The following is a 24,932-nucleotide window of genomic DNA, read 5'->3' on the forward strand; positions in this document are numbered from 1 at the left end:
GTCAGCGGGTGCCGATCTGCCCCTCGCCGAGTACGGCCCGCAGGAATTTCTTGGTGCGGTCGTGCGTGGGGGCCGTGAACATCGTGTGGGGGTCGGAGTCCTCCACGATCGAGCCGCCGTCGAACATCAGCACCCGGTCCGAGACGTCCCGGGCGAACTGCATCTCGTGGGTGACGATCAGCATGGTGATGTCCGTGGTGTCCGCGATGTTCCGCAGGATCCCCAGGACCTCGTCCACGATCTCCGGGTCCAGGGCGGAGGTCACCTCGTCCAGCAGCAGGATCTCCGGGTCCATCGCCAGGGCGCGCGCGATCGCCACGCGCTGCTGCTGGCCGCCGGAGAGGGAGGAGGGGTGCGCGTCGGCCTTGTCGGACAGCCCCACCTTCTTCAACAGGTCCATCGCCTTCGCCTTGGCCTCGGCCTTGGACTGGCCCAGCACGTGGACGGGGGACTCGATGATGTTCTCGATGACCGTCATGTTCGGGAACAGGTTGAACTGCTGGAAGACCATCCCGATCCGGGTGCGGGTCTTCTTGATCTCCTTGTTCGACAGGCGCACACGCTTGCCGCCCTCCAGCCGGTGGGTCAGTGGCTGGCCGTCGATCAGGATGATCCCGTCGGTGGCCTCCTCGAGGGTCATGACCAGCCGCAGGATGGTGGTCTTGCCGGAGCCCGAGGGGCCGATGAGGGTGACGCGCTCGCCCTTGTTCACGTGGAAGTGCAGGTCCTTGAGCACCACGTTGTCACCGAAGCGCTTCTCCACGTCCCGGAACTCGATGAGGGGTGCGGTGCCCCCGGCCGGCGCACCGGGGGTGGTGGCGGCGGGGTCAGTAGGCGTAGGCAAGGCGCTTCTCCAATCGGCGGATGAGGACGGAGGTGGGGTAGCTGGCCAGCAGGAAGATGACGCCGGCCAGGGTGATGGCCTCCACGTAGCGGAAGTTGTTGCCACCGAAGATCTGGGCGGCGTTGACCATCTCCACCACGCCGATCACCAGCAGGAACGGGGTGTCCTTGAACATGGAGATCGCGTAGTTGCCCAGGGCTGGCACGGTGGCCCGCAGGGCCTGGGGGATCACGACGGCGGTCCAGGTGCGCCGCGCGGACATGGACAGTGCCGTGGTGGCCTCCCATTGGCCCTTCGGGACCGCGTCGATCCCGGCGCGGTACACCTCGGACATATAGGTGGAGTAGTGGATGCCGAACACCACGATGCCGATGGTGATCGCATCGAACATCAGGAACGTGTAGTAGGCGAACAGCAGCTGCACCACGATCGGCGTCATCCGGATGAAGCTGACGATCCACTTGACGATCCCGGAGATCGGCTGTGGCGCCATGCGGATGATGATGGCCCACACCAGGCCCAGGGCGGCCGCGATCAGGGTGGACAGGACGGTCACCAGCAGGGTGACGGTGAGGAAGCCCTCGAGGACGTCCGGGAGGGCGCGGAAGGCCAGGTCCCAGTCCCAGAGGGAGCGTTGGTTCTCCATCAGATCCCACCTCCTGCCGTGGACAGCGCATCCTTGTTCGTGGGAGTGGGTGAGAGGATCTCACGCAGGGAGGGGCCGCGGCCGAGACGGTGCTTGGCGCGGGCCTCCAGGGCGTTCATGAACAGCGTCAGGATCAGGGCCAGGATGAAGTAGCCCACCAGCCCGACGGCGGCGTACGACCAGAAGGTGTTCGTGGCCCGCGTGAGCTGGTCCAGGTAGAAGGTGAAGTCACGCAGCAGGATGACGCTGACGATCGCGGTGCCCTTGAGCAGGTGGACCAGCAGGCTGGCCAGGGACGGGATCATCAGGGCCCAGGCCTGCGGGAAGATCACGCGGCGCATCCGGTGCACGGGGGACATGGACAGGGCCGTGGTGGCCTCCCACTGGCCCTTCGGCACGGAGGCGATGGACCCGCGCACGACCTCTGCACAGTACGCCCCGTAGTTCAGGCCCAGCGCCAGCACGCCCACGAACATGCCGGGCAGCTCGACCCCGAACTGGGGCAGCACGAAGAAGATGAAGAACAGCTGGACCACCAGGGAGGTCCCGCGGAAGAATTCGATGATGATCCGGCCGGGGATGGCCAGGGCCTTGTTGGGGGCCCCGGCCATCAGCCCGAGGATCAGTGCCAGGACGAGTGCCAGTGCCGAACCCATGACCGTGAGCTGGATGGTCACCCACAGCCCCTGGACCAGGAACGGCCAGGCCTCGGCTGTGGCCTGAAGGTTCTCAAGCACGGTCTATCAGCCCAGGTCGCCCGCGCAGAGCTGCTCGGTGGTCAGGTCCTCCGGGGGCAGGTTCTCCGCCGTGAAGCCGTAGTCGCCCACGACCTCCAGGTAGGTGTCCTCGGACTCGGTCACGGAGGCCAGGGCCTCGTTGTAGGCCTCCAGCAGGTCCGTGTCGTCCTGGCGGAACACGGTGCCGCCGGCGCCGATCTGCTCCACGCCGTCGATCACCTGGACGAAGGCGTCGGTGGTCTCCACGCCGGCGTCCGGGTTCTCCTCGGCCAGGGTGTTCAGCGAGATGGCGGTCATGGCGAAGGCATCCGCGCGGCCGTTGGCCACGGTGTCCATGCCGGTCTGGGCGTCCGGGACGGACTGGACGTCCAGGCCGAGGGACTCGGCGTAGCCGGCCTCGATGCCGCCGGCCAGCACGGCCAGGTTCACGTTCTCGCCGGAGTCCATCTTCTCCTTGACCGAGTCCAGGTCGGTCAGGTTCATCGGGTTGCCCTCGGCGACCATCAGGGTGGTGGTGTACATGATCTCCGGATCGGAGAACGCGGCCTGGGCGCAGCGGTCCGGGAGGATGGACATCCCCGCGGAGACGGCGTCGAAGCGGCCGGCGTTCAGACCCGGGATCAGGGAGTTCCACTCGACGAGTTCGGCCTCGACGTTGTCGATGCCCATGTCCCCGAAGATCTTCTCGTGCATGGCCACGGTGGCCCCGGCGGGCTCACCGCCCTCGAGGTAGGAGTAGGGGACCTCGCCGGCGATGCCGACGGTGATGGTGCCCTCCTCCTGGAGGCGTTCCAGGGTGTTGCCGGCAGCGGCGGTGGTGCCCTCGCCGCCCTCCGGGCTGTCCTCGGACCCGGCATCGCCGCCGCCGCAGGCCGTGAGCATCAGGGCGGACGCGGCCAGCAGGCCGGCCCCCTGCAGCAGGCGCCGCGAGCGGCGGTGGCGGGCGACCGGGGGTGCCGCGTGGTTCAGGTGCTGGATGGTCATGGCGTGCTCCTCAGCTGGCCGGACCTCCCGGGGGCTGCCCGCGGGGGAGGCCGGAGATGCGATGGACGGTGCGTGAATCACAGTGCGGTGCGGACAGCTTCAGCCAGACGCTAGCAGAATGTGAATCGGCCCACCATCGGAACGTCGACCTGAAGAATGTCGACAATATAACGATTCACGTGGAAGGATCATGGTCCGTTGCATGGTCTGCCGCGTGGAATGATCGTGGTTGCGTCGAAAGGAACCGCCCCCATGAACGAGACCCGGGACCGGGATGCCCCCCGCCGGAACGGTCCGGTCACCAGGCCGCTGGTCAACATGGTGCGCCGGCCCTCCACGGTGGACCTCATCGCCGTGGAACTGCGCAACGCGATCTACAGCGGCACCCTGCTTCCGGGATCCTCGGTGCGTGAGGCGGAGGTGGCCTCCCAGCTCGGGGTGAGCCGCGGCCCCCTGCGCGAATCCGCCCAACGTCTGGTCCAGGAGGGGCTGCTCGTGGCCCGGCCCGGGGCCGGTTTGCGCGTGGTGACCGTGGGTGCGGACCAGGTGGAGGAGCTCTACGAGGCGCGGCTGGCCATCGAGGGGACGGCCGTGCGGAAGCTGGCAGGTCTCGAGCCGACGGCCCGGGAGCGGCACGTCTCCGCCGCCCGCGAGTTGTTCTCCTCCCTGCAGTCGGCGCTGGAGGACGGCACGGACGCCCGCCGGATCGGTGACGCGGACCTGGACCTGCACTTCGGGCTGGTGGAGGCCACCGGCAACCTGCGGATGACCGGCATGGCCTCCACGCTGATCGTCCAGACCCGCCTGGCGGCCCTGTCCCACCGTGACGGCTACGTGGTGCGCACGGACATCCTGGACGTCCACCGCACGCTGATGCGCCAGATCTCCGACGGTGACGGGCCGGGGGCCGAGCAGACCCTCGCCGGACATTTCCAACAGACTGTGGACCGCCTGCTGGGCCGGTTGGAGGAGCCCTTCAGCACGGTCATGGGCACGGCCGAGGGCTCACACTTCTCCTTCAACCGCCTGCCCTGACATCAGCCGGCCACGTTGCGCCGGCCCTCGAATGCCCGGCCGAGCGTGACCTCGTCGGCGTACTCCAGGTCTCCGCCGACCGGCAGTCCAGAGGCCAGCCGGGTGACCGTCAGCCCCGTGGAGCCGAGCATCCGGGACAGGTACGTGGCCGTGGCCTCGCCCTCCAGGTTCGGGTCCGTGGCGAGGATGACCTCTTCGATGCTCGCATCCTGGAGTCGCGTCAGGAGTTCGCGGATGTGCAGCTGATCAGGTCCGATGCCCGCAATGGGATTGATGGAGCCGCCGAGCACGTGATACCGGCCGCGGAACGTGCGGGTCCGTTCGATCGCCATGACGTCCTTGGACTCCTCGACCACGCACACCTGGGTGCGGTCGCGCCGCTCGTCGCGGCAGATGGAGCAGGTCTCCTGCTCGGAGATGTTGAAGCAGATCGAGCAGAGTTTGACCTTGTCCTTGACGGTCCTGATCGCCTCGGCCAGCCGGAGCATGTCCTCGGCGTCTGCCTCCAGGATGTGGAAGGCGATGCGCTGGGCGGACTTCGGCCCGATCCCGGGCAGCCGCCCGAGTTCGTCGATCAGGTCCTGGACTGCACCTTCGTACACGCTACCGACCACTTTCTGCGTTGCTGGTCCGGCCCGTGGGCCAGAGGATACGGTTTCCGCCGGAGGGCGGGCGGGCGCTCAGGACCGCTCAGGACAGGGGGCTGCCGTCCAGCATCCGTTCCTCGATGAAGCGCCCGCCCAGCAGCCGCTCCACCACCTTGCGCCCGGCGATGCCGGATTCCTCGATGGTGATGTCGTCCTCGCTGGGAACCTCGTCACCCCAGCTTACGGACCCGGACCCCGCCGCCCCGTCCGCACCGCCGGTGGAGGGGCCCGACGACGGCCCCGTCACCCCGGGCGCGCCGGGTGCGCCGAGGCGTGCCCCCGCCGTGGCGGAGGAGCCGCCAGTCGAGGCCTGAGACTGGTTGTACTGCTCCATCATCTGCTGGAACCGGCTCGCCCGCCGCTGGTGTGGGGTGTCTGCGGTGGGGGTGGCAGCATCACCCGGCGCGCTGACGGGTGGCTCCGCGGGCGTGCTGGCGGACGACCCGTGGACGGCGGCGGTGCGGTCGGCCCGCATCTCCGCCTCCGGCTTGGCGAACGACGGGATGCCGCCCAGTCCCGGCTCCGGCCGGGGGATCGGAGCATGACCGGGTGCGGGCCGGGGGATCGGAGCTTGACCGGGTTCCGGCCGGGGAATGGTGGACGCAGCCGGTGCGGGATTCACCGGGGTGGACGGGCCGGGTTCCTCGCCCCACTGGCGGGCGTAGCCCCCGTAGTCCTCGGGCTCGGGTTCCTCGTCGTCGTAGGGCGGGGGGACGTCGTCGTCCAGGTACGAGCCGGCCGGGCCCCCCCAGTCGGAGACGGGGATGCCTTCGGCCGAAAGGTCCTCCGGGGCCTCCGGCACCTCAGGCCGCCGTGGCTCAGCGGGTACGGCGGGCTCATCGGCGACTTCGTCCGCAGCCTGGTTCTCCGCGGGGACCGATTCGGCGCGGACGGACTCGGCGGCCGGCTCGTCGATGGTCGACCCCGCCATCACCTCGGCCGGGGCCGGGATGGACGCTTCGGTGGCAGCCGGATCGTGCTCAGGGGCGCTCGGCTGCGGGGCCGCGGGCTCGGGGCGGCGATCCTCCGGTGCAAGGACGTTCGGCTCCGGGGTGCTTGGCACCGGGGCGCTCGGCTGCGGGACGCTGGACTCGGGGGCGCTTGGCGCGGGAGCGCTGGGCCCTGTGGGGTTCGGGCGCGGGGCTTCCGCCGGCGGTGCTACCGGTTGGGGGGCCGCCGGGCTGGGGCGGCCCTCAGCTTTTGGGCCGGGACCACCCGCGGGCGCGGACCCCCCGGTGATGAGGTCCAGCTGAGGCTGGATCCCGAGGACCGAGTGGACGGCCGCGGCGATGACCTGGTCCCCGCCGCGGCGCTGCACCGTGTCCCGGGGACCGTCGCCGGAGAAGCCGATGGTCAACAGCTGGCCGTCGAAGCCCGCAACGGAGGCGTTCTGCGAGACGAGCATCCAGACGAGCCGCGAGTGCTCCTCCAGGTATGCCAGGATCTCGGGCCATGCCCGGCGGATCATCTCCACCTGGGAGGCGCCGCCGCCCTGGGGCGAGCCCGCCGGCGGTGCGGGCTCCGGACGTGTCGCTTCCTGCGGGGGCTCCGGACGCTGTGCCGCCTCCTGCTGATCGGGTCGACCCTGCGCGGGTTCCGGGCGCGAGGAGGCGGTGGGCTCAGGCTGGCTCCTGTCCGCGGCGGCGGGGCCCCAGCCGCCATGGTCGGGTGAGGGCGCTGCCGAGGGTGGCTGCGGCACGACCTCCGAAGCGGCCGGTGCGGCGGTCTGGCCACCGGCCTGACCGGCGCCTTGGCCCCCGGCCTGCCCCGGGCTGTGGCCGGCGGCCTGTTCCACTGAGGGCTCGACCGGCTGACCGGCACTCTCCCCGCGCTTCATGGCGGCCCGGGCCAGCGCGGCCCCGGACAGCCCGGCGGCCGCGGCAGCACCCTGGGGCGCAGCCGCCCCTCCCTGCGTCTGCGACTGCGCCGGGTGCTCGCCGGGGGCCGGACGTCCGCCCTCGGCCCCGGCGGGACGGGACGGGCCTGCGGAACCGGCCGGGCCGGCGTCGTGCGGGGTGGGGGTCTCAGGGGATTCCGGGGAGCCGCCGTAGGCGAGCCGGCGCTCGATCCGGTCCAGCCGGGCGGCCAGGCCGCGCTCGGTGGAGTCCGTGGTGGGCAGCATCAGGCGGGCCATCAGCAGCTCGAGGTGCAGGCGGGGACTGGTGGCCCCCACCATCTCGGTCAGGGCCTGGTTGGTGATGTCCGCGGCGCGGGAGATCTCGCCGTGGCCGAGCTGGGCGGACTGGGCCTCGAGGCGGCGGACCTGGTCCTCGGGCATGCCGTGCAGCACGGCGGAGGCGGACTCGGGCATGGCCTTGACGATGATCAGGTCCCGGAAGCGCTCCAGCAGGTCCTCCACGAAGCGGCGCGGATCCTGGCCGGACTGCACCACGCGGTCCACCACCCGGAACACGGTCTGGGAGTCGGCGGCGGCCACGGCGTCCACCACGTCATTCAGCAGGGCATCCGGGGTGTAGCCGAGCAGGTTCACGGCCAGCTCGTAACTGATGGCGCCCTCGGCGGCCCCGGCCATCAGCTGGTCCAGCACGGAGAGGGTGTCCCGCACGGAGCCGCCGCCGGAGCGGATCACCAGGGACAGCACGCCCGGCTCCACGTCCATGTTCTCCTGCACGCACAGCCGCTCCAGGTACTCCATCAGCGGCTCGGGCGGGACCAGGCGGAACGGGTAGTGGTGGGTGCGGGAGCGGATGGTCCCGATCACCTTGTCCGGTTCCGTGGTGGCGAAGATGAACTTGATGTGCGGCGGGGGCTCCTCCACGATCTTCAGCAGCGCGTTGAAGCCCGCCGAGGTGACCATGTGGGCCTCGTCGATGATGAAGATCTTGTAGCGGTCCCGCACGGGGGCGAAGGTGGCGCGCTCGCGCAGGTCACGGGCGTCGTCCACGCCGCCGTGGGAGGCCGCGTCGATCTCGATGACGTCCAGGGCGCCCGAGCCGCCGGTGGCCAGCTCCTGGCAGGACTCGCACACCCCGCAGGGGTGGCCGGTGGGGCCCTCGGCGCAGTTCAGGCAGCGAGCCAGGACGCGGGCCGAGGTGGTCTTGCCGCAGCCGCGCGGCCCCGAGAACAGGTAGGCGTGGTTCACCCGGTCCTTGGACAGGGCGGTCATCAGCGGCACGGTGACATGCTCCTGGCCGATGATGTCCTCGAAGGAGTCGGGACGGTAGCGGCGGTACAGGGCGGTAGTCACCTATGGAACCTTATCTTCTCTTCGGGGGTCTCTGCAGGCCCGATCACGGTCTGTGGAGGAGTCCAGGGCGACTCCGGCACGGCGTCCGGGGCGAAGTGCTCCAGGGCTCCGTCCAGGGAGCCGGCCGGCAGCCCGAGCGAGTCCAGCAGCAGGTCCCGCACCCGCTCCGGGGTCCAGCCGCCGCGGGGCACGCCGGCGTGGTCGACCGGGCCGGATGACGGCCCGGCTGCGGCTGCCAGATCCGCCAGCGTGACGGCACCGTCCCGCTTGGCCAGCCGCTGCCCGGCGGCATTGAGGACCAGGGGGACGTGCGCGTACTCGGTCTGTGGCGGCTGCCGGCCGGTGCGATCGCACAGCAGCCGGGCCAGCCAGTCCTGCCGCGGGGTGGAGGAGAGCAGGTCGTCCCCGCGGACCACCTGGTCCACCCCCTGCGCCAGGTCGTCCACCACCACCGCCAGGTTGTACGCATAGGCTCCGTCGTTGCGGCGCAGCACGAAATCGTCGACGCCGGCCCGGACCGTCCCGCTCAGTCGGTCCGTCACGCGGTGGACCGGCGCCTGGCCCTCCGGCAGTCCGGCCGCGCGGGCCGCGTTGATCCGCAGGGCGGCGGGACGGGCGGCGCGGCGGCGCTCTCGTTCGGCCCCGGAGAGGTTGCGGCAGGTGCCGGGATAGGACCCGGGCGGCACGAGGGTGCTGCCCTGCTGGGGGGATGCGGTGGGCGCGTGGTGGGGTGCGCTGGTGGCTTCGGCGATGTCCTTGCGGGAGCAGAAGCACTCGTAGATGAGCCCGTCCTCGGCTGCGGAGTCCAGTCCGCCGAGCGCGGTGAGCGCGTCCTCGTAGAGGTGGAGGCGCTCGGACTGGCGCACGGGTGCGGCGTCCCACGTGATGCCGATCGCCGCCAGGTCGGCGAGCTGTTCTGCCTCGGCCCCGGCGCGGACCCGGTCCAGGTCCTCGAGGCGCAGCAGGAAGTCACGGCCCGAGTGGCGGGCGAAGAGCCAGGCCACGATGGCGGTACGCAGGTTGCCCAGGTGCAGGGTGCCGGACGGGCTGGGGGCGTAGCGGCCAGCGGGCACGGGACCTCCGGACGGTGGGGCGGTCGGGGACGGTGTGGAGAAGTGGTGGGGAAAATTAAAGACCCCCCACGCACCTGCCAGAGCCCACTTACCCTTGCTACCTTCCGGTCCTGGGGGAGTTCAGCGAGATGACACCACGTGAGGGGCCGTCGTCCATCGTATCACCGGAAGGTGGGGGTACGCGGCCCGATCGCATTTCTTCTACGATGTGTAGAAGAACATGCAAGGCAGTGCCGACTATGCCGACGACAAGCCGACTACAAGGAGGACGCCACCATGTCCCACGACCCCACCCATCGATCCGCCGCAGCCTCTTCCGCCGGCGCGGCTGGCACGGCCGGTTCGGCCGCGCCCGTGACCGGCCCTCCCAGCGCCATGCCCGGGATCACCATCGGCGTCGGGGCCCTGCTTGTGATCGTCGGGGTGATCGCCTACTTCACGTCCGGGGCCGCCAGCTGGACGGCGCTCATCCCGGCCATCCTCGGGGCGCTGATCCTCGTCGGCGGGCTGATCGGCCTGAAGAGCCCCAAGATCGGTGTCCACGCCGGACTGGTGCTGGCCCTGCTCGGCATCGCGGGCACGTTCATGAACGTCCTGCAGTTGGGGGAGCTGTTCGCCGGAGAGGCCGAGCGTCCCGCCGCCGTCATCGCCAGCACCGTGACCTTCGTGGTGCTCGTGGTCTACGTGGTGCTGGGCGTGCGGTCCTTCATCCGCGCCCGCCGCTGGAAGAGGACGGCCGGCACCGCCGGCTGAGCGGCAGCCCCACGCCTACGTTGGGGACATGACCTCATAGGAACACTGGGCCGCCGTGGACGACTACCTGGTGGAGACCGCGATCCGGCCCGCGCAATCCTTCGCCCGCACCCGGAATGCCACGCATGAGGCCGGCTCCGAGGTCTGATCCGGAGATGGAGGGTGAGGCCCGAACTGCTCGATTGGTCCCCGGGGGCACCGGTCGGGTAGGATGAATCTCGCTCTTGCGTCGGTCGCCCCGGGTGGCCGAATCGGGAGCACGTCAGGAGGATTCGCCTAGCGGCCTATGGCGCACGCCTGGAACGCGTGTTGGGTTAACGCCCTCGGGGGTTCAAATCCCCCATCCTCCGCACGAGAGAAGGCCCCTGACCGGGGAAGACCTGGTCGGGGGCCTTTTTGGCATCCCCCGACGCACTCATCGTGACGCTTCGCAGTCATGATGACTGCGAAACGTCACGGACAGTGCGAGCTCACGAGCAGCGGGTGGGCGACGGGTCCGGCGGGTCAGAGCTGGTCCAGGTAGTGGGGGCTGTGGATCAGCCCGAGGACGTTGCCGAACGGGTCCACCACGGAGGCCGTCACGAAACCCTCGTCGCCCCGGGGCGTGACCGGCTCGTGCTCCGTGGCGCCGAGGCCGGTCAGGAACGAGACCGTCCCGGGCAGGTCGTCCACGTGCCACCGCGCGATCACCCCGCTGGCGTCCCCCGAGTGTCCGGGCGGCAGGTAGCGGCGGTCGATGATGCCGAGTTCATCCGCGTGGTCGCCCAGGCGGAACTCCACGTAGGCAGGGGCCTCGGCGTCGGGTTGCTGGAAGTACGGCGGCACGCCGAGGGCCCGGGCGTACCAGTCCCTGGCCGCTGCGACATCGTCGGCGGGGATGTTGACCTGGGCCAGTCCTCGGAAGGCGGACGAAGCGGTCATCGGAAGACTCCTGAGTGGGGGACGCCGGGATTCCGGCACCGGACCATGGTGCGGCCCTGGCGGGTGACCGGACAACCGCTGAACGCCGAGGGGACGGCTCTGATCAGGTCACTCCAAGACCATCACCGCGGGCTTGGCGGCCGCTGCCGTCGGAGCGGGTATGTTGCTCGCCGCTACTCCGGCGTCTGCGATAGGTGGCAACTACCAGTACTACTCCGAGGAGGGGTACAAGGAGCTCTACAACTGCTCGTCGGCACGATTCAACGCGATGGAAAGGCTGCAGAGCGAGGGGAAGACCATCTATGGCGGCGGCCAGGATTGCCACTTGGCCGTCTTCTCCAGGACGGTCGACCGGTACGCCTTCACCATCGCCTACAGGTAGGCAGTTCTCGCCCGAGCAGGGCCTCCGGGGTGGTGGTTTGGTCGCGACTCGGGGTGCTCTGGACAACGCTCCGGCCCGTGGGGAATGCTACTGACCAGTTCGTTCTGACGATCTTCAGCAGCAATTGAGAGGACCACCCATGGCCGAGGCCTATATCGTCGATGCCGTCCGCACCCCGGTGGGGCGCCGTGGCAAGGGCCTGTCCCAGGTCCATCCCCTGGACCTGGCGGCGGCCCCGATCCGGGAGATCATCGCCCGGGCGGGTGTGGACACGGAGCTCTACGACGAGGTGATCCTGGGCTGCATCGACCAGGTGGGGCCGCAGGCCATGGACATCGCCCGCAGCGCGTGGCTGGCGGCCGGCGGTTCCGAGTCGGTGCCGGGCACCACGGTGGAGCGCCAGTGCGGTTCCGGCCAGCAGGCCATCCACTACGCGGCGCAGGCCGTCATGTCCGGTACCAGTGATCTCGTCATCGCCGGCGGGGTGCAGTCGATGTCCGCCATCCCGCTGTCCTACTCCAACCAGGCCGCCCGCGAGTTGGGCTTCGAGGACCCGTTCACCGGGTCCGCCTCCTGGGCCGAGCGCTATGGGGATCAGGAGATCTCCCAGTTCCGCGGGGTGGAGCTGATGGTCCAGCGGTGGGGCTTCAGCCGGGACGAGCTGGAGGAGTTCGCGGTCACCAGCCAGCAGCGGGCGCTGGCCGCCCGGGCCGCCGGCCGCTTCGAGCGGGAGATCATCCCGGTCCCCGGTGCGGAGTCCGTCACCGCCGATGAGGGCCCGCGCGAGCCGGACCTGGACAAGATCCGCTCCCTGGACCCGATCCTGCCCGGTGGGGCGCACACGGCGGCCTCGGCCTCCCAGATGTCCGACGGGGCGGCGGCCCTGCTGATCGCCTCACCGGCCGCGGTGGAACGGCACGGGCTGACCCCGCGGGCCCGCATCCATCACCTCTCGGCCCGCGGGGCGGACCCGGTGATGATGCTCTCCGCCCCGATCCCGGCCACGAAGTATGCCCTGCATAAGGCGGGGATGAGCCTGGATCAGATCGACGTGATCGAGATCAACGAGGCCTTCGCCGCCGTCGTGCTCGCCTGGTTGAAGGAGACCGGCGCGGACCCGGCCAAGGTCAACGTCAACGGCGGGGCGATCGCCCTGGGCCACCCGATCGGGGCCACCGGCGCCCGGCTGATGACCTCCCTGCTCCACGAGCTGGAGCGCACCGGCGGCCGCTACGGCCTGCAGACCATGTGCGAGGGCGGCGGCCAGGCCAACGTCACCATCATCGAACGCCTCTGATCCACTTTGAGGGCAATCCCCACCGGTGGGGATCGCCCTCAAAGTGCCCGTACTGCACGGAAGGACTTCCCATGAACACCACGGACGCCACCATCGCCCAGGCCGGGGCCAACACCCTCGGTGCCCTGCTCGCCCGCACGGCCTCCCGCAACGGGCCGAACACCGCGCTGCGCTTCGAGGACCGCGAGTGGACGTACGCGGAGCTGGAACGGGCCGTGCACCGGGTGGCCCACCGGCTCCGGGGCGCGGGGCTGGCGGACGGGGCCCGGGTGGCCGCCTACGGGCTGAACTCGGACGCCTACGTGATCCTGTTCCTGGCCTGCGCCACCGCCGGGTACGTGCACGTCCCGGTCAATTTCGCGCTCAAGGGGGACGAGCTGGCCTACCTGCTGGAGGACTCCGGCGCCGAGCTGCTCGTGGCGGACCCGGCCCTGTTGCCGCGCATCGGCGAGGTCCGAGACCAGGGGCGAGCGGCCGGCGTCGGGCAGGTGTGGCCTTTCCTGGAGGGCCAGGCGGAGGGGCACGACGGCGGCGCGCGGCTCCCAGCGTCCGGAACCGCCGCGCTGCTCACCACGGCGCTGGACGAGCAGGCCCCGGACACCGCGCCGCAGCTGCCGGTGGCCGACGAGGACCTGGCCCAGTTGCTCTACACCTCCGGTACCACGTCCGCGCCGAAGGGCGCGATGATGTCCCACCGGGCGCTGATCGCGGAGTACGGGGCCACGATCGTCGCGCTGGACCTGACGGAGGAGGACCGGCCGCTGGTCTGCATGCCGCTCTACCACTCGGCGGCGATGCACGTGTTCCTGATGCCGTACCTGTCCCTCGGCGCCACCGTCCGGCTGCTGCCCAAGCCCGACGTGCCGGAGGCGCTGCGGCTCGTGGAGGCCGAGCACATCGGCTCCCTGTTCCTGGCACCGACGGTCTGGGTGCCGCTGTCCAACCACCCGGACCTGGAGACCCGGGACCTGTCCTCGCTGGTCAAGGCCCAGTACGGCGCCTCGATCATGCCGGTGACCGTGCTGGCCCGCTTGCGCGAGCGGTACCCGGGGATCGGCTTCTACAACTGCTTCGGCCAGTCCGAGATGGCGCCGCTGTGCACCGTGCTGCGCCCCGAGGAGCACCATGCCCGGCCGGCCTCCTGCGGCAGGCCGCTGCTGTCCGTGCAGGCCCGTCTCGTCACCGCCGAGGGGGCGCTGGCCGAACCGGGGGAGCCCGGGGAGATCCAGTACCGGTCCCCGCAGCTGATGAGCGGCTACTGGAACAAGCCGGAGGCCACCGCCGAGGCGTTCCAGGACGGCTGGTTCAAGTCCGGGGACCAGGCCACCCGTGACGCGCAGGGCTACCTGCAGATCGTGGACCGCATCAAGGACGTCATCAACTCCGGCGGCGTGCTCGTGGCCCCGCGCGAGGTGGAGGACTGCATCTACGAGCTCGACGAGGTGGCCGAGGTCGCCGTGGTGGGGCTGCCGGACGAGCGCTGGATCGAGGCGGTGACGGCCGTGGTGGTGCTCAAGGAGGGCGCGGAGTTGACGGCAGAGACCGTGCGCGCCCACGTGAAGGGCCGGATCGCGGACTTCAAGGTGCCCAAGCGCGTGGACTTCGTGGCGGAGCTGCCCCGCAACCAGTCCGGCAAGCTGCTCAAGCGCCAGCTGCGGGCGGAGCGGAGCTGAGCCGGGCCCGATACCCGGCGCACAGCCCCCAGAACAGACTTTGAGGGCAATCCCACCGGTGGGATTGCCCTCAAAGTCCTAGAGGGGGGTGGGGGTCAGGCTCACCGCTCCGGATCGAGCACGAAGTCGTACTCGGTGATCTCGCCCTCGCCGGCCGGGTTCGGCTTCGGATCCAGCATGAGCTCCGGCTTCACGGCCGAGGCGATGTCATCCTCGTTGTGCGGATCGCCCGGGAAGTAGAGCTGCGCGGTCAGCTTGCGGTGGCCCGGGGCGTGCACCTTGAAGTGCATGTGCGCCGGGCGCCAGGCGTGCCAGCCGGCGGCCTCGATCAGCTGCCCGCAGGCGCCGTCGGTGGGGATCTGGTAGGGCGCGGGGCGGACCGTGTTGATCTCGAAGCGGCCCTCCTCATTGGCCACCCAGGTCGCGCGCAGGTTCCACTCGGGCAGGCCGGGGGCGAACTGGGAGTAGAAGCCGAGGTCATCGGCGTGCCACAGTTCCAGCGTGGCGCCGGGCAACGGGGCACCGTCCACCGCGCGGACCTGCCCGTGGAAGAGGAACGGGGTGCCCGGCTCGTCCTCGCGCATCGGGATGGTGCCGTTCCACGCGACCTCGGGGGAGCCCTCGAGGTAGTAGGGGCCTTCGATGGTGCCCTTGGAGCCCTCCATGTCCGCGTTGGCGACCTCCTCCACGGAGTGCTCGAGCCAGACGTCCAGGAACAGCGGCCATTCGCCGTCCGCGCCGACCTTGATCAGCCAGGCCTTGAAGGCGTTGTACTCCTCGTAGCTGACCTTCTCCTCGAGCACGATGTCGTTCAGTGCCTTCACGGCACGGCTGGCCAGGAGGTTGACGCGCTCGACGTCGACCACGCCGCCGGCGTGCTGGGAGGCCATGCGCTCGCTGAACCGGGCCGAGGCGTTGGCCCCGGAATCGGCGGCGCGGGCAACGGTCTCCTGGTGGTAGCTGTCCTGAGTCATGGTTCCTGCTTCCTGATGGGGGTGTGCGGTGTGCGGTATGCGGAGGTGAAGTTGTGGTCCGTACGGCGGGTGGGGCCTACGGCGCGGTCGGGATGAACTGCAGTCCACGGAACCGGGCTGCCGCGGCGAAGACGTCCAGGTCCGGGTCCGTCCCCCGGTGGGCGGCCATGCGCAGGCCCAGCCGCAGCAGCATCTTGATGTCCCGCGGTGTGATGTCCGGGAACCCGTCCACCAGCTGGTCCAGCAATTCATCCGACAAGGCGATCCTGTGCCCGGCGGCGAAGGTTTGCCAGATCTGGCGTGCGGCCGCCGGTTCCGGGGGGAGGTAGTCGATCACGGCGGCGCAGCGGGCCAGGATGGCCCCGTCCACCTCGTCGATCCGGTTCGTGGTGAGGAACAGCAGGCCGTCGTAGTACTCGAGGGTGCGCAGGAACTCCGCGACGATCGCGTTCTGGTGCAGTTCGAACCCGCGCTCCAGGACGAAGACATCCGCCTCGTCCAGCAGCAGCACCGCGTCCCAGCGCTTGGCCTGGACGAAGATCTCCTCGAGGTTCTTGCGCACCAGCTCGGCCGTGATGCCCAGGGAGCCGGTGTGGATGGAGTACAGCGGGCGGCCGATGACCTCGGCGTACACCTCTGCGGTCAGCGTCTTGCCGACGCCGGGGCGGCCGCGGGCCAGGATCACGTTGCCGGAGGACTTGCCCTCGATGATGTCCCCCGTGAACACGGAGATGTCCGAGGTGAGGATGTCCAGCAGCTCGCGCTGGTCGTCCGGCAGCACCAGCTTGTCCTTCAGCCCCGGGTTGTACTCGTAGCGGGTGAGGTCGGCCGTGTTCACGTCCAGGTAGTCCTGGGCGGCGAGGTCGAACACGCGCACGGCGGTGACCACGGGGACGGCGCCGGTCTCCTGGCCCTCGAAGAGCACGGAGGAGGCGACCATGCGCAGCGGGGCCCGCTCGTCCGGGGCCACATCGTGGACCACCTTGCGGTTCGTGCGGTCCGGGGCGGAGCGGTAGTCCTCGGTGCGCATGGCGCGGCCGGTGAAGAGGAACTGCTGGCCGAAGTCGTGGTCGATCAGGTCCTGGAAGGCCTCGCGGCGCACCTGGTACTCGGCGCGCAGCGTCTCGGTCTCCTTGAACGCCCGATGCGCGGTCAGCACGTCCGCGGGCGTCTTGCCCACCAGTTCGGTCTCGTCGAACTGCAGCAGCCGCGGGGCGCGGGAGGGGCGCTTGACGGTGGGGTTGTCCGCCTCCATGGTCAGCTTGACGCGCGGTGGGTGGGTGCGGTCGCCGTGGTCCATGGTGATGTCCATGACGAGGTAGGGGTGCAGGTAGCCGTCCGGCTCCTGCACGTAGAGCCAGCCGTCGAGGAGCCCGTCCTTGAGGAACTCGCGGAACAGCTCCACGGCGGACTTGATGTCCGGGATGGGGGCGAACCGGCCGGCGCGGGCGGCCTGGACGGCCATCACGGCGCGGGCGAAGCCGGTGTCCTGGACGGACTCGGCGGCGGCGGCGAGGTCCGCCAGGGCGGCATCGCTGAGGTACCGGTCCTGGATGCCCATCTCGCGGGATCGCCACGAGGAGGCCTGGGTCCGCGCCGCCTGCAGGTCCGCGGACCCAGTGGCGAGGACGACCTCCGTGGGGGCGATGAACATCCGCTGGACTCCTTCACTGTGGTGGCTTCACTGTGGTGGCGCGGCGGTGGCACACTGTCGGTCCGCCGCAAGGCCTGTCGGAGCGGCCCGGCGACTATGCCGTGGGTCACTCCGGCGCATTGGGGTCAGCCTAACGCCCGGTTCTTGAAGAAAAAAATACCTAAACCCTCTTGATTCAGACTCAGGCCCTCCGAGTTGGGCCGTGGGGGCAGGGTGATTCGGTTAGCTTTGCCCTCAAAGTGATGGACCGTGACGGATGGGGGCGGGGGTTCCGGCGGGTTCAGTCAGGGGTTCAGGAAACCGGGGGTACGACGTCGGCCAGGAACCCCAGGATCTCCGGCGTCACCTGGTCCTCCAACTCCTCGAAGAACCCGTGGCGCCCGCCCGGGTAGAGGCGCAGCCGCGCCTCGGGGATCCGGTCCGCGATCAGGGTCGCGTTCTCGGTGGGGACCATCAGATCGTCGGTGCCGTGCAGCACCAGGGTGGGCGCGGCGATGCCGGGCAGGGCGTCCCAGGCGTCGTGGCGGTCGCTGGCCCGGCGGTGCCCCACCTGCTCGCGGGGGCTCATGGTGGGATCGCCGAGCAGGGTGCTCTGGGCGGGCGTCCCGGGCCAGTCCGGGGTGTAGAAGAGTTCGTGCAGTTTGGCCTGCTGCTCCTCGCGGCTGCCGCGGGCCAGCCACCGCCGGGTCTCGGCCTTGCGCTCGACGGCATGTTCGCCGCCGGGGGAGGTGCAGCCCAGCACCAGTGCGGAGATCCGTCCGGGGTGATGCGCGGCCAGCAACTGCGCCACCCGGCCGCCCATGGAGGTGCCGAACACGGCCGCGGAGTGGAGGCCGAGGTGGTCCAGGACCTCGATGGCGTCCGCCGCGAACAGACCCGTGGTCCAATCGCCCAGCTCCCCGCGGCTGCCTCCGGTGCCGCGGTAGTCGAACGTCACGGTGCGGAAGGACTCCTCGTAGCCGCCGCGGACGCGGTCCCACCAGCGGTGCGAGTTCGCCTGGCCGGGCAACAGCAACAGCGCCGGCCTGTCCTCCGGTGCTCCTGGCGATCCGCCGACCTGCACCGCGAGCGGGAACCCGTCCCGCGCGTGGATGGTCTGCTGGTCCATGCGCAACCCCCTTGGCAACTGCAGGTCGAAAGATGCCCCGTACGGCCCCCAATCTACGGGTTTCGGGTCACCTTTCGACCTGCGGTTTGAGGTGCCACGTGCTCCGCGAGGACATCAGCATGTCTGCAGGGCGCGACCGACGCGATGGGAGGTTCGAGGTCTGTTCAGCGGGAGCCTCCGGCCAGCAGGTCCACCGCCTGGGCGCGCAGGTCCACCTTGCGGACCTTGCCGGTGACGGTCATGGGGAACTCGTCGATCACGCGCACGTAGCGGGGCACCTTGTAGTGGGCGATCTTCCCGGCGCAGAACTCCCTGAGGGACTCGGCGGTCGGCGCCTCGGCCCCCTCGCGCAGGCGGATCCACGCCACCAGCTCCTCGCCGTATCGCTGGTCCGGCACCCCCACCACCTGCGCGTCCACGATGTCCGGGTGGGTGTAGAGGAACTCCTCGATCTCGCGCGGGTAGATGTTCTCCCCGCCGCGGATCACCATGTCCTTGATCCGCCCGGTGATCTGCACGTAGCCGGCCGCGTCCATCACGCCGATGTCCCCGGTGTGCATCCAACCTTCGGCGTCGATGGCCTCGGCCGTCTTGTCCGGGTCGTTCCAGTAGCCCGTCATCACCGAGTAGCCCAGGGTCTGCAGCTCCCCGGCCTCCCCGCGGGGGGTGACCTCGCCCGTGCCGGGGTCCACGATCCTGACCTCAAGGTGGGGCCCCACGCGCCCGACGGTACTGACTCGCTGGTCGAGACTGTCCGACGTCGCCGTCTGCAGCGAGACCGGGGACGTCTCTGTCATGCCGTAACAGATGGACACGTCTGACATGTTCATCTGCTCGATGACCTGGCGCATCACGTGCTCGGGGCAGGGGGAGCCGGCCATGATGCCGGTGCGCAGGGTGGACAGGTCGTAGGACTCGAAGTCGGGCAGGCCGAGCTCGGCGATGAACATGGTGGGCACCCCGTAGAGCGAGGTGCAGCGCTCGGTGGCCACGGCATGCAGCGTCTCGGCCGGTCCGAAGCCCTGGGCCGGGATGACCATGGCGGCGCCGTGGGAGGTGCAGGCCAGATTGCCCATGACCATGCCGAAGCAGTGGTAGAAGGGCACGGGGATGCACACGCGGTCCGTCTCCGTGTAGCCCACCCGCTCGCCCACGAAGAAGCCGTTGTTGAGGATGTTCCGGTGGCTCAGCGTGGCCCCCTTGGGGAAGCCGGTGGTGCCGGAGGTGTACTGGATGTTGATCGGATCCTCCGGGTGCAGCCCCGCGGCCACCCGGTCCAGCCGGTCCGCATCCGCCGCCGTGCCCGCCAGCGCCTCCCAGGCGCCGCTGCCGATGATCACCACGTCGTGCAGCTCCGGGCACTCGTAGCGGACGGAGTCCAGCATGGCCACGTAGTCACTGGACTTGAAGGCGCTCGCGGCCACCACCGTGTGGACGCCGGACTGATTGAGCACGTACTGCAGCTCCTCCGTGCGGTAGGCCGGGTTGATGGTCACCAGGATGACGCCGATCCGCGCGGTGGCGTACTGCGTCAGCGTCCACTCGGCCATGTTCGGCGCCCAGATCCCGAGCCGGTCGCCCGGTGCCAGGCCCGCCTCGAGCAGCCCGGTGGCCAGACGGTCGACGTCGGCCGCGAACCCCGCGTAGGTCCAGCGCCTCCCGGTGGGCACGTCCACGAGCGCCTCGCGCTCGCCGAAGGCCGCGACGGTGCGGGCCAGGTTGGTGCCGATGGTCTCCTCCAGCAGGGGGGTGGTGGTCTCGCCGCGGTCGTGGGACGGCGCGGTGGGGTGGGGGCCGGTGGGGGTGCTGGTCGGCTGGGTGGTCATGGGACTCCTGTCAGCGGTGGTGATCCGGGTCACATCGGGTGGCCGAGAGTGAGTCTAGTTACTGGCCGCTAACCGGTCCAGTCTCGCTCGCGCCTGGCCATAGATACCCCCTAGGGGTATCGTGGAGGGCGGGGGCGACGAAGGGAACGATGTTGAGCTACGACCACCATCACGAGCATCACGAGCATCACGAGCATCACGAGCATCACGAGCATCACGAGCATCACGAGCATCACGGAGAGCAACACGGGGTGCGCCTCGATGAGCACTCCGGCCACGACCACTCCGGCCACAGTCACCACGACCACTCCGACCACGTCGGCCAATTCCGCCGGCTGTTCTGGATCATGCTCGTCCTCGGCATCCCCGTGGTCGCCACCTCACCCATGTTCGCCGGCCTCCTGGGCTACGAGGTCCCGGGCTGGGCCGCGTGGATCGCACCCATGCTCGGCACCGTCATGTACGTCTGGGGCGGTCAGCCCTTCCTGACCGGTGCGGTCAGCGAGATCCGTCAGCGCCAGCCGGGGATGATGCTGTTGATCGCGCTGGGCATCACGGTCGCCTTCCTCGCGTCCTGGGGTGCCACCCTGGGGATCCTGGACCACCAGCTCGAGTTCTGGTGGGAGCTCGCACTGCTGGTCGTCATCATGCTGCTGGGCCACTGGGTGGAGATGCGTTCCCTGGCGCAGACCACCTCCGCCCTGGACTCGCTGGCCGCGCTGCTGCCGGACGAGGCCGAACGCGTCGGAGCCGACGGCGCGGTCACCACCATCGCCCCGGCCGAGCTCCAGCACGGAGACGTGGTGATCGTCCGGCCCGGCGGCCGCGTCCCGGCGGACGGCGTCGTCACCGACGGTTCGGCCTCGATGGATGAGTCCATGATCACCGGCGAGTCCGCCACCGTGCGGCGCTCCGAGGGCGATCCCGTGGTGGCCGGCACCGTCGCCACCGACTCGGGCCTGCGGGTGCAGGTCACCGCCATCGGCGAGGACACCGCCCTGGCCGGGATCCAGAAGCTCGTCGCGGACGCCCAGGCCTCCTCCTCGCGCGCCCAGCGGCTGGCCGACCGGGCCGCGGCCTGGCTGTTCTGGTTCGCCCTCGGGGCGGCGATCATCACGGCCATCGTGTGGTCCGCCGTCGGGCTGCCGGACGAGGCCGTGGTGCGGACCATCACCGTGCTCGTCATCGCGTGTCCGCACGCCCTCGGCCTGGCCATCCCGCTCGTGGTCTCCATCGCCACCGAGCGCGCCGCCCGCAGTGGCGTGCTGGTCAAGGACCGCCTCGCACTGGAGGCCATGCGCACCGTGGACGCGGTGCTCTTCGACAAGACCGGCACGCTCACCCAGGGCGCCCCGGAGGTCACCGGGGTGGAGCCCGCCGAGGGGTACGACGCCGGCCGCCTCCTGGCGCTCGCGGCCGCGGCTGAGGCGGATTCCGAGCACCCGCTGGCCCGCGCCATCGTCGGGGCCGCCACGGAGTCGGCCAGGGGAGGGGGCCCGCAGGTCCCGACGGCCAGTGGGTTCTCGTCCTCGCCCGCGGTCGGGGTGCGGGCCGACGTCGAGCTGGCCGGAACCCCGACCGCTGGGAACGCACTGCCCGCTGGGACCGGGCCGGACAGCGCGCGGCCGGGGGCCGCCGTCGTGCAGGTGGGTGGTCCGTACCTGCTGGAGCAGGAGGGCGCCTCCGAGCTGCCTGTCGCGGAGAGATGGCGCGAGGAGGGCGCGATCATCCTGCACGTGCTCGTGGACGGGGAGGCGGCCGGCGCCCTGAAGCTGGCCGACGCGATCCGCCCCGAGTCCCGGGACGCGGTGGCCGGGCTGCAGTCCCGCGGCGTCCAGGTGATCATGATCACCGGCGACGCCGAGGCGGTGGCCGCCTCGGTGTCCGCCGAGCTCGGGATCGATCGGTACTTCGCCGGGGTCCGGCCGGAGGACAAGTCCGCCAAGGTCCGGCAGTTGCAGGGGGAGGGGCGCACGGTCGCGATGGTGGGAGACGGGGTCAACGACGCCCCCGCGCTGGCGCAGGCCGACGTCGGGATCGCGATCGGTGCCGGCACGGACGTGGCGATCGCCTCCGCCGGGGTGATCCTGGCCAGTGACGACCCACGCGCCGTGCTGTCCGTGGCCGCCCTGTCCCGGGCAAGCTACCGGAAGATGAAGCAGAACCTGTGGTGGGCCGCCGGGTACAACCTGCTCTCGGTGCCGCTGGCCGCCGGGGTGCTGGCTCCGATCGGCTTCGTGCTGCCGATGAGCGTCGGGGCGATCCTGATGTCCCTGTCCACCGTGGTGGTGGCCCTCAACGCCCAGCTGCTGCGGCGGGTGGAGCTGCGGCCGGAGGCCATGACGGCTTAGGGCGTCACGGCCTCCGGGCCGCCGGGCGCCTCAGAGCTGGACGGTGTTGCTCTCCCCGGGGCGGGCCGGCTTGTCACTGACCATCCCCTTGACGACCTCCACGGCGACTGCGGGCAGGCCGGGGGAGTCCCAGTACTCACCGGAGTCCGGGTCCACCTTCAGCAGCACGATGTCCGGGTCCTCGGGCTTCGACTCGCCGAAGAAGGCCTCGGTGGCCTTGGACCAGTACCGCTTCTTGCGTTCCACATCCGCCTCCACGGTGGCGGTGCCGGTGATGGAGGCCCAGAAGCCCTTCTCCGCCACGGTCACGTTGACCGGCTGGCTCCCGGACACCTCGCCGATCTTCGGGGTGCTGACCCGGGTGATGAACCAGATCGTGTGGTCCTCCTCGATCTCCTGGACGGCCATGGGCCGGCTGACGATCCTCCCCTCGGCATCGGTGGTGGCGAGCATGGCCACCCCCGCCTTCTCGGTCTTCTCCAGCAGGGTCTTCACGGGATCGTTGGCGTTCAAGGGTCCTCCTCGGTGGTGTTCTCGGTGGTGTTGCCTGACCGCGTCATCGGTGGATGAGCGGCGCCGCCAGTCCACCACGGGCGGTGGGGGAGAGGGCAAGGGGAGAGGGCTGTCCGGAGCGGATGCCCAGTGGATTCCCAGACTCGGGCCACTGTCCCGGGCCGGAGCCGGGCCGTACCGTGGCCCCCATGACCTCCGAGCCCACCTCGCCCCTGCACCTCTCGCTCCCGGAGGGCCGGGGCCGACGTGTCCTCGTCACGGGTGCCACCGGCTACGTGGGCGGCCGGCTCGTCCCGGAGCTGCTGGCGGCCGGCTTCACCGTGCGGGCCGTCGCGCGGAACCTGGCCGGCCTCGCCGACCGGCCCTGGTCCGAGGACGTGGAGCAGGTGCAGGCCGACCTGCTGGAGCCCGGCGACGTCGGGGCCGCCACGCAGGATGTCCACACCGTGCTGTACCTCGTGCACTCCATGGGCTCCGGCGCAGACTTCATCGACCGCGAGGCAGAGATGGCCCGGACGGTGGCGGCGGCCGCCCACGAGTCAGGTGTCCGCCAGGTCGTCTTCCTGGGTGGCCTCCACCCGGACAAGCCGCTGGAGGAGCTCTCGGACCACATGCGCTCGCGCGAACAGGTCTCCCGGATCCTGCTGGGCGGCGAGGTGCCCACCCTGGTCTTCGAGGCCGGCGTCGTGATCGGCTCCGGCTCGGTCTCCTTCGAGATGATCCGCCACCTGGCCGAACGACTGCCGGTGATGCCCGGCCCGAGCTGGCTGGAGAACCGCATCGAGCCGATCGCCATCCGGGACGTGCTGTACTACCTCGCCCACGCCTGCGCCCTGGCGGAGCCGGTCAACCGCACCTGCGGCATCGGGTGCGGCACGGACCAGTCCTTCGCGGCCATGCTGACGGACTACGCCGAGGTGGCCGGACTGTCCCGCCGCCGGGTCTACGCCCTGCCGATCCCCGCCCAGCGGCTCTCGGGGTTCTGGATCGGCATGGTCACGCCCATCCCGCGCGGTATCGCGATGCCGTTGGCGGCCTCCATGGCGGAGGACGCCGTCACCACCGAGCACGGCGTCGCCGAGCTCATCCCGGACCCGCCCGGCGGGCTGACGGGCTTCAGGCAGGCCTGCGCCCGGGCCATCGAACGTCAACGCCGCGGGCCCTTGGACCAGACGTGGGATGACGACGTACTGACCGCGATGGCGCAGGACCCGGCCGAACCCCTGCCCTCGGACCCGGACTGGGCCGGCAACACCGTCTTCACGGACGAGCGGGAACGCGAGGGGGCGGCTCCGCCGGAGGCCGTGTGGGCGGTGGTGGAGACCATCGGCGGCCGGAACGGCTGGTACTCGGCCTCGGCACTGTGGCGGATCCGTGGACTGATGGACCAGGCCCTGGGCGGCTATGGGCTCGCGCGCGGCCGGAAGGATCAGGGGCGGCTGCGCGTCAACGACCACGTGGACTGGTGGCGTGTGGAGTCGGTGGACCCCGGCCGCTCCGTCACGCTCCGGGCGGAGATGCGCGCCGGCGGGCGCGCCTGGCTGCAGTTCGCGGTCGAGGGGAACGACGGCGGCGGCTCGCGACTGCGCCAGCGTGCGGTCTTCTTCCCCTCGGGGGTGCTCGGCAGGGCCTACTGGCGCGCCATCCAGCCGTTCCACGCCCTGATCTTCCCGACGATGGCGAAGAACATCCTGGCGGCGGCGGAGGAGGCGGCCGAGGGGGACCGGGCCGGGTCCTAGCCGTCCCCGTCCTCGGGCTCCGGGATCAGGCTCTCGGCGAGGGAGTCGAGGAAATCCACCACGGCCTGGCGGGATTCCTCCGGGACATCCCGGGCGGCTTGGAGCATCCGCTGGTGCATCGGTGAGAGCCAGCCGCGCACCTCCTCATGGGTGTGCTCGGTGGCGGTCACGATCACGGAACGGCGGTCTCCGGGGTGGGGGCGGCGGCGGATGTGGCCGGACTCGCTGAGCCGGTTGAGCAGCTTGGCGGTGGACGCCGTGGAGATGTGCAGGTGGCCGCTCAGGCCCCGGGCGGTCACCGGGGTGCCGGCCCGTTCGTGGGCGATGACGTGACGCAGTGCCTCGAGGTCCGTGGCGTTGACGTCCATGTCCGTCTCCATGCCGCGGCGCATCTCCTCATCCGCCCGCCGGAAGCGTCGCACCGCCTGCAGCAGCGGCACCGCAGGGTCGGAGTCATCGAACCAGTAGGCCGTGGATGGGGCTCCGCTCCCCGGTGGTGTGGACATGACCCCCATGCTACTGTCAGAATTGCTAGCCAGGCTAGGTAAAATTTGATGATTCAAGGAG

General features: G+C 70.5%; 22 protein-coding genes, 1 tRNA gene and 1 other RNA gene. 8 read left to right on the top strand and 16 right to left on the bottom strand.

Annotation, left to right across the window (positions count from 1 at the left end; translation table 11 throughout):
* Window position 1: 1 nt before the first annotated feature.
* Genes ehuA through ehuB form a run of 4 tightly spaced genes read right to left on the bottom strand, consistent with a single transcriptional unit; the run spans window position 2 to window position 3,211 of the window.
* Window positions 2-844 carry an ectoine/hydroxyectoine ABC transporter ATP-binding protein EhuA gene (gene ehuA, locus AB0K08_RS01540; RefSeq protein ID WP_363350957.1) on the bottom strand — a complete coding sequence of 281 codons (843 nt, stop codon included), beginning with the start codon at window positions 842-844 and terminating at the stop codon, window positions 2-4.
* On the bottom strand, window positions 828-1,490 hold the full coding sequence (gene ehuD, locus AB0K08_RS01545) for an ectoine/hydroxyectoine ABC transporter permease subunit EhuD (protein WP_363350959.1): 663 nt from the start codon (window positions 1,488-1,490) through the stop codon (window positions 828-830). Before ehuD ends, ehuA begins: the two co-directional genes overlap by 17 nt.
* Window positions 1,490-2,227, bottom strand: a complete 738-nt coding sequence (locus tag AB0K08_RS01550; protein ID WP_363350961.1) for an amino acid ABC transporter permease — start codon at window positions 2,225-2,227, stop codon at window positions 1,490-1,492. The genes ehuD and AB0K08_RS01550 overlap by 1 nt, the downstream gene beginning before the upstream one ends.
* A 6-nt stretch (window positions 2,228-2,233) precedes the next feature.
* Window positions 2,234-3,211: an ectoine/hydroxyectoine ABC transporter substrate-binding protein EhuB gene (ehuB, locus tag AB0K08_RS01555; RefSeq protein ID WP_363350963.1), complete on the bottom strand. Its 978-nt coding sequence runs from the start codon at window positions 3,209-3,211 to the stop codon at window positions 2,234-2,236.
* A gap of 252 nt (window positions 3,212-3,463) precedes the next feature.
* Between ehuB and AB0K08_RS01560 the strand changes: the two genes are divergently transcribed.
* Window positions 3,464-4,246, top strand: a complete 783-nt coding sequence (locus AB0K08_RS01560; RefSeq protein ID WP_363350965.1) for a GntR family transcriptional regulator — start codon at window positions 3,464-3,466, stop codon at window positions 4,244-4,246.
* 2 nt (window positions 4,247-4,248) lie between these two features.
* Here the strand turns inward: AB0K08_RS01560 and recR are convergent, their stop codons facing one another.
* The 4 genes from recR to ffs all read right to left on the bottom strand — a co-directional run bounded on the left by recR (window position 4,249) and on the right by ffs (window position 9,325).
* Window positions 4,249-4,848: a recombination mediator RecR gene (recR, locus tag AB0K08_RS01565; RefSeq protein WP_363350967.1), complete on the bottom strand. Its 600-nt coding sequence runs from the start codon at window positions 4,846-4,848 to the stop codon at window positions 4,249-4,251.
* Between the two features lie 88 nt (window positions 4,849-4,936).
* On the bottom strand, window positions 4,937-8,101 hold the full coding sequence (locus AB0K08_RS01570; RefSeq protein WP_363350969.1) for a DNA polymerase III subunit gamma and tau: 3,165 nt from the start codon (window positions 8,099-8,101) through the stop codon (window positions 4,937-4,939).
* A complete protein-coding gene (gluQRS, locus tag AB0K08_RS01575; RefSeq protein ID WP_363350971.1) occupies window positions 8,098-9,174 on the bottom strand; it encodes a tRNA glutamyl-Q(34) synthetase GluQRS in 1,077 nt (358 codons plus the stop codon). The genes AB0K08_RS01570 and gluQRS overlap by 4 nt, the downstream gene beginning before the upstream one ends.
* Before the next feature lie 54 nt (window positions 9,175-9,228).
* An RNA gene (gene ffs / locus AB0K08_RS01580) (signal recognition particle sRNA small type) lies at window positions 9,229-9,325 on the bottom strand.
* Window positions 9,326-9,450: 125 nt separating this feature from the next.
* Here ffs and AB0K08_RS01585 point away from each other — a divergent pair.
* Both AB0K08_RS01585 and AB0K08_RS01590 read left to right on the top strand, forming a co-directional pair.
* On the top strand, window positions 9,451-9,927 hold the full coding sequence (locus AB0K08_RS01585; RefSeq protein WP_363350973.1) for a hypothetical protein: 477 nt from the start codon (window positions 9,451-9,453) through the stop codon (window positions 9,925-9,927).
* A 265-nt stretch (window positions 9,928-10,192) separates the two neighbouring features.
* Window positions 10,193-10,277, top strand: a tRNA-Ser gene (locus AB0K08_RS01590).
* 154 nt (window positions 10,278-10,431) lie between these two features.
* Here AB0K08_RS01590 and AB0K08_RS01595 read toward each other — a convergent pair.
* The gene (locus AB0K08_RS01595) at window positions 10,432-10,848 is read right to left on the bottom strand and encodes a VOC family protein (RefSeq protein ID WP_363350975.1); all 417 of its coding nucleotides are present in this window, start codon (window positions 10,846-10,848) and stop codon (window positions 10,432-10,434) included.
* 160 nt (window positions 10,849-11,008) lie between these two features.
* Here AB0K08_RS01595 and AB0K08_RS01600 point away from each other — a divergent pair, with 160 nt between their 5' ends.
* The 3 genes from AB0K08_RS01600 (at window position 11,009) to AB0K08_RS01610 (ending at window position 14,200) form a co-directional block, all read left to right on the top strand.
* Entirely contained in the window at window positions 11,009-11,230 is a 222-nt protein-coding gene (locus AB0K08_RS01600) for a hypothetical protein (RefSeq protein ID WP_363350977.1), read from the top strand.
* A gap of 139 nt (window positions 11,231-11,369) precedes the next feature.
* Window positions 11,370-12,527, top strand: a complete 1,158-nt coding sequence (locus AB0K08_RS01605) for an acetyl-CoA C-acetyltransferase (RefSeq protein WP_363350979.1) — start codon at window positions 11,370-11,372, stop codon at window positions 12,525-12,527.
* A gap of 71 nt (window positions 12,528-12,598) precedes the next feature.
* Window positions 12,599-14,200: a fatty acyl-CoA synthetase gene (locus AB0K08_RS01610; protein WP_363350981.1), complete on the top strand. Its 1,602-nt coding sequence runs from the start codon at window positions 12,599-12,601 to the stop codon at window positions 14,198-14,200.
* Between the two features lie 101 nt (window positions 14,201-14,301).
* On the opposite strand, the gene catA is transcribed toward AB0K08_RS01610, so the two are convergent.
* The 5 genes from catA to AB0K08_RS01635 all read right to left on the bottom strand — a co-directional run bounded on the left by catA (window position 14,302) and on the right by AB0K08_RS01635 (window position 20,010).
* The gene (gene catA / locus AB0K08_RS01615) at window positions 14,302-15,174 is read right to left on the bottom strand and encodes a catechol 1,2-dioxygenase (protein ID WP_363350983.1); all 873 of its coding nucleotides are present in this window, start codon (window positions 15,172-15,174) and stop codon (window positions 14,302-14,304) included.
* A 76-nt stretch (window positions 15,175-15,250) separates the two neighbouring features.
* A complete protein-coding gene (locus AB0K08_RS01620) occupies window positions 15,251-16,828 on the bottom strand; it encodes an ATP-binding protein (protein ID WP_363350985.1) in 1,578 nt (525 codons plus the stop codon).
* Window positions 16,829-17,120: 292 nt separating this feature from the next.
* Window positions 17,121-17,936, bottom strand: a complete 816-nt coding sequence (locus AB0K08_RS01625) for an alpha/beta fold hydrolase (protein WP_363350987.1) — start codon at window positions 17,934-17,936, stop codon at window positions 17,121-17,123.
* Window positions 17,937-18,100: 164 nt separating this feature from the next.
* Complete coding sequence (locus AB0K08_RS01630; RefSeq protein ID WP_363350989.1) at window positions 18,101-19,762, bottom strand: AMP-binding protein; 1,662 nt, start codon at window positions 19,760-19,762, stop codon at window positions 18,101-18,103.
* 110 nt (window positions 19,763-19,872) lie between these two features.
* Window positions 19,873-20,010 (bottom strand): hypothetical protein, encoded by a 138-nt coding sequence (locus AB0K08_RS01635; RefSeq protein WP_363350991.1) that lies wholly within the window; start codon window positions 20,008-20,010, stop codon window positions 19,873-19,875.
* A gap of 99 nt (window positions 20,011-20,109) precedes the next feature.
* Between AB0K08_RS01635 and AB0K08_RS01640 the strand changes: the two genes are divergently transcribed.
* Entirely contained in the window at window positions 20,110-22,113 is a 2,004-nt protein-coding gene (locus AB0K08_RS01640) for a heavy metal translocating P-type ATPase (protein WP_363351838.1), read from the top strand.
* A gap of 30 nt (window positions 22,114-22,143) precedes the next feature.
* Here the strand turns inward: AB0K08_RS01640 and AB0K08_RS01645 are convergent, their stop codons facing one another.
* On the bottom strand, window positions 22,144-22,626 hold the full coding sequence (locus AB0K08_RS01645; protein WP_363350993.1) for a pyridoxamine 5'-phosphate oxidase family protein: 483 nt from the start codon (window positions 22,624-22,626) through the stop codon (window positions 22,144-22,146).
* A gap of 188 nt (window positions 22,627-22,814) precedes the next feature.
* On the opposite strand from AB0K08_RS01645, the gene AB0K08_RS01650 reads away from it, so the two are divergent.
* Window positions 22,815-24,365, top strand: a complete 1,551-nt coding sequence (locus tag AB0K08_RS01650) for an SDR family oxidoreductase (RefSeq protein WP_363350995.1) — start codon at window positions 22,815-22,817, stop codon at window positions 24,363-24,365.
* On the opposite strand, the gene AB0K08_RS01655 is transcribed toward AB0K08_RS01650, so the two are convergent.
* Window positions 24,362-24,871: a MarR family winged helix-turn-helix transcriptional regulator gene (locus tag AB0K08_RS01655; RefSeq protein ID WP_363350997.1), complete on the bottom strand. Its 510-nt coding sequence runs from the start codon at window positions 24,869-24,871 to the stop codon at window positions 24,362-24,364. The two genes, AB0K08_RS01650 and AB0K08_RS01655, sit on opposite strands and share 4 nt — an antisense overlap.
* Between the last annotated feature and the right edge of the window lie 61 nt (window positions 24,872-24,932).

Origin of the sequence: Citricoccus sp. NPDC055426, from assembly GCF_040677445.1 — a bacterium.
Classification (GTDB): Bacteria; Actinomycetota; Actinomycetes; order Actinomycetales; family Micrococcaceae; genus Citricoccus.

Bases quoted from the DNA above. Each gene is read 5' to 3' on its own strand.
- AB0K08_RS01595 (WP_363350975.1), bottom strand. From the start codon at position 10,848: ATGACCGCTTCGTCCGCCTTCCGAGGACTGGCCCAGGTCAACATCCCC.
- AB0K08_RS01655 (WP_363350997.1), bottom strand. From the start codon at position 24,871: ATGTCCACACCACCGGGGAGCGGAGCCCCATCCACGGCCTACTGGTTC.
- AB0K08_RS01605 (WP_363350979.1), top strand. From the start codon at position 11,370: ATGGCCGAGGCCTATATCGTCGATGCCGTCCGCACCCCGGTGGGGCGC.
- AB0K08_RS01560 (WP_363350965.1), top strand. From the start codon at position 3,464: ATGAACGAGACCCGGGACCGGGATGCCCCCCGCCGGAACGGTCCGGTC.
- ehuD (WP_363350959.1), bottom strand. From the start codon at position 1,490: ATGGAGAACCAACGCTCCCTCTGGGACTGGGACCTGGCCTTCCGCGCC.
- AB0K08_RS01625 (WP_363350987.1), bottom strand. From the start codon at position 17,936: ATGGACCAGCAGACCATCCACGCGCGGGACGGGTTCCCGCTCGCGGTG.
- AB0K08_RS01640 (WP_363351838.1), top strand. From the start codon at position 20,110: ATGCTCGTCCTCGGCATCCCCGTGGTCGCCACCTCACCCATGTTCGCC.
- AB0K08_RS01650 (WP_363350995.1), top strand. From the start codon at position 22,815: ATGACCTCCGAGCCCACCTCGCCCCTGCACCTCTCGCTCCCGGAGGGC.
- AB0K08_RS01630 (WP_363350989.1), bottom strand. From the start codon at position 19,762: ATGACCACCCAGCCGACCAGCACCCCCACCGGCCCCCACCCCACCGCG.
- catA (WP_363350983.1), bottom strand. From the start codon at position 15,174: ATGACTCAGGACAGCTACCACCAGGAGACCGTTGCCCGCGCCGCCGAT.
- AB0K08_RS01585 (WP_363350973.1), top strand. From the start codon at position 9,451: ATGTCCCACGACCCCACCCATCGATCCGCCGCAGCCTCTTCCGCCGGC.
- ehuB (WP_363350963.1), bottom strand. From the start codon at position 3,211: ATGACCATCCAGCACCTGAACCACGCGGCACCCCCGGTCGCCCGCCAC.
- AB0K08_RS01620 (WP_363350985.1), bottom strand. From the start codon at position 16,828: ATGTTCATCGCCCCCACGGAGGTCGTCCTCGCCACTGGGTCCGCGGAC.
- AB0K08_RS01610 (WP_363350981.1), top strand. From the start codon at position 12,599: ATGAACACCACGGACGCCACCATCGCCCAGGCCGGGGCCAACACCCTC.
- AB0K08_RS01600 (WP_363350977.1), top strand. From the start codon at position 11,009: ATGTTGCTCGCCGCTACTCCGGCGTCTGCGATAGGTGGCAACTACCAG.